Annotated in this window: 1 protein-coding gene; it reads right to left on the bottom strand. The window is 75.3% G+C overall.

The features are described from left to right. Nucleotides 1-2,640 (bottom strand): SDR family NAD(P)-dependent oxidoreductase (locus Acy02nite_RS46000; RefSeq protein WP_203756692.1); only part of this gene is annotated, 2,640 nt, incomplete at its 3' end. Nucleotides 2,641-2,667 lie beyond the last annotated feature (27 nt).

The following is a 2,667-nucleotide window of genomic DNA, read 5'->3' as shown; positions in this document are numbered from 1 at the left end:
CGCCGTGTCGACGGTGACCGCCGGACCCTCCAAACCGAACGTGTACGAGACACGACCCGAGATCACCGAGGACGCCGTACCGGTGAGCAGATGTCCTTCGGCGGCGTCGGCCGCCCCGCTGCCGTACCCCATGAAGGTGGCGCCGACGAACACGCCCACCGGCTCGCCGCGCAGGCCGAGCGGGTCGACCCCGGCGCTTTCGAACGCCTCCCACGAGGTCTCCAGCAGCAGCCGCTGCTGCGGGTCCATGGCGAGGGCCTCGCGCGGCGAGATCCCGAACAGGCCGGCGTCGAACTCGGCCGCCGCGTAGAGGAAGCCGCCCTCGCGGGCGTACGTGGTCCCGAGGTGGTTCGGATCCGGGTGATAGAGGCGGTCCATGTCCCAGCCACGGTCGTCCGGGAACGGCCCGATCGCGTCGGTGCCGGTGGCGACCAGGTCCCACAGCGCCTGGGGCGTCTCGACGCCGCCGGGCAGCCGCAGTCCGAGGCCGACGATCACGATCGGATCGTCGCCGGTCACCGCGGCGGCCTCGGCTCGCGGCGGCGGCGCGGCTTCGCCGAGGAGCTTCTCCAGTACGTACGAGGTGAGCCGCGCCGAGTCCGGGTGGTCGAAGACCAGCGTGACCGGCAGCGCCAGACCCAGCACCGGCTGCAGGCGGTTACGCAGCTCGACCGCGGTGAGCGAGTCGAAGCCCAGCTCCCGGAACGCCCGGTCGGGCGCGATGGCGGCGGCCGAGGCGTGACCGAGGGCCGCGGCGACCTCGGCGCGCACCAGGTCGAGGACAGTGCGCCGCTGGTCGGCCGGACTCTGCCCGGCGAGGCGGGCGGCCAGCCCGGTCTCCGCGACGACGGTGGTCACCGTCGCCTCGGGCAGGTCGGCGAGGAGCGGACGCGGCCGGGCCGCCGTGAAGATCGGCAGGAACTCGTCCCACCGGACGTCGGCGATCGTGACGAGGTCTTCCCCGGCGCCGACGGCCCGCACGAGCGCCGCCACCGCCGGCTCGGGGTCCATCCCGGCCAGTCCCTGGCGGCGCAGGGCGGTGGCCGCCTCCGCGTCACCGGCCATACCGACGCGCGCCCACGGGCCCCAGGCGATCGAGGTGCCGGGGCGACCGGCGGCGCGCCGACGCTGGATCAGGGCGTCGAGGGCGGCGTTGGCAGCGCCGTACGCGGCCTGCCGCCCGCTGCCCCAGGTGGCCGAGATCGAGGAGAACACCACGAACGCGTCCACGTCGCCGGCCAGTTCGTCGAGATGCAGCGCGCCGTCGACCTTCCCGCGCAGCACCCGGTCCAGGTGTTCCTGATCAGCATCGATCAGCGCCACGTCCTCGCCGACACCGGCCGCGTGCACCACCGCGTCGATCGGCCCGGTCCTGGCCAGCAGCGCCGCCACGGCGGTGCGGTCGCCGAGGTCGCAGGCGTGCACCTCGGCGCCGGGGATGTCGGTCTCGCCGCCCCGGCGCGAGACCAGGACGAGCCGATCGGCGCCGTTCCCGGCGGCCCAGCGGGCGACCTCGCCGCCGAGCCCGCCGGTGCCGCCGGTGACGAGCACCGTTCCGCGCGGCCGCCAGGGCGGGGAGGACGCGCCGGCCGGGGCGTGGGCGAGGCGCCGTGCCAGCACACCGCCGGCACGCAGCGCGAGCTGGTCCTCGGCGCCCAGGCCGCCACCGAGGATCGCCGCGAGCCGCTCGGCGGCACGGGTGTCGATGACGGCGGGCAGGTCGAGCAGGCCACCCCACAGACCGGGGTGCTCCAGACCGACGGCCCGGCCGAAGCCCCAGAGAGCCGCCTGGGCGATGTCGACCGGTCCGTCCGCCCGGCCGGTCGCCACCGCGCCCCGGGTGACGATCCACAGCGGGACGTCCGTCTCGGCCGTCACCAGCCCGTGGACCAGCGGCAGCGTCTCGTCGACCGTGCCGAGCAGCGAGATGACGCCGGAGAGCGGCTCGCCGGTGGGAACGGGGGTGACCGTGGCGCCGAGGCCGGTAAGGGTCTCGGCGAGGCCGTACCTGTCGTCGCCGACCACGGCCCAGGTGCCGGTGAGGCGGCCGCCGGCCGGGACGGTCAGCGGCTTCCAGGTGATCCGGTACCGCCACGAGTCGAGCAGGTCGCGTTCCCGGCCGCGGGCGCGCCACGCGGCCAGTGCCGGGAGCAGGCCGGCGACGGCGCTCGTCTCGACCCCGAGCCGGCCGGCCAGGTCAGCGGCGTCGCCACCCTCGACGGCCGACCAGAAGTCGTCGTCGCGGTGGTCACGGGTCCGTGTCCCCTTCCCCGGCCAGAAGCGTTCCCGCTGGAAGGGGTAGGTCGGCAGGTCGGCGGGCCGGACACCGGGGAACAGCGCGGTCCAGTCCACCGGCACGCCGGTGACGTGGAGGTTGGCCAGCGCGGTCAGGGCGGTGGTGACCTCGTCGCGGTCCCGGCGCAGCAGCGGCACCGCATCGTCGACCATCGCCGACAGCACCGCGTCCGGGCCCAGCTCCACGAACCGCACGCCGTCACCGAGTTCGGCGACCGCGTCGGCGAATCGCACGGTGTCACGCACGTGCGCCACCCAGTACTCCGGCTCCGACCAGCGCTCGTGGCCTGGCTGGAACGTCAGACCGGCGACCACCGCGCGGAACTCGGCCAGCATCGGCTCCATCAACCGCGAGTGGAACGCATGGCTGGT

Origin of the sequence: Actinoplanes cyaneus (assembly GCF_016862095.1) — a bacterium.
GTDB classification, from domain to species: domain Bacteria; phylum Actinomycetota; class Actinomycetes; order Mycobacteriales; family Micromonosporaceae; genus Actinoplanes; species Actinoplanes cyaneus.
Note: the sequence above shows the minus strand (reverse complement) of the source record. Positions and strands in the feature narration are given on the sequence as shown.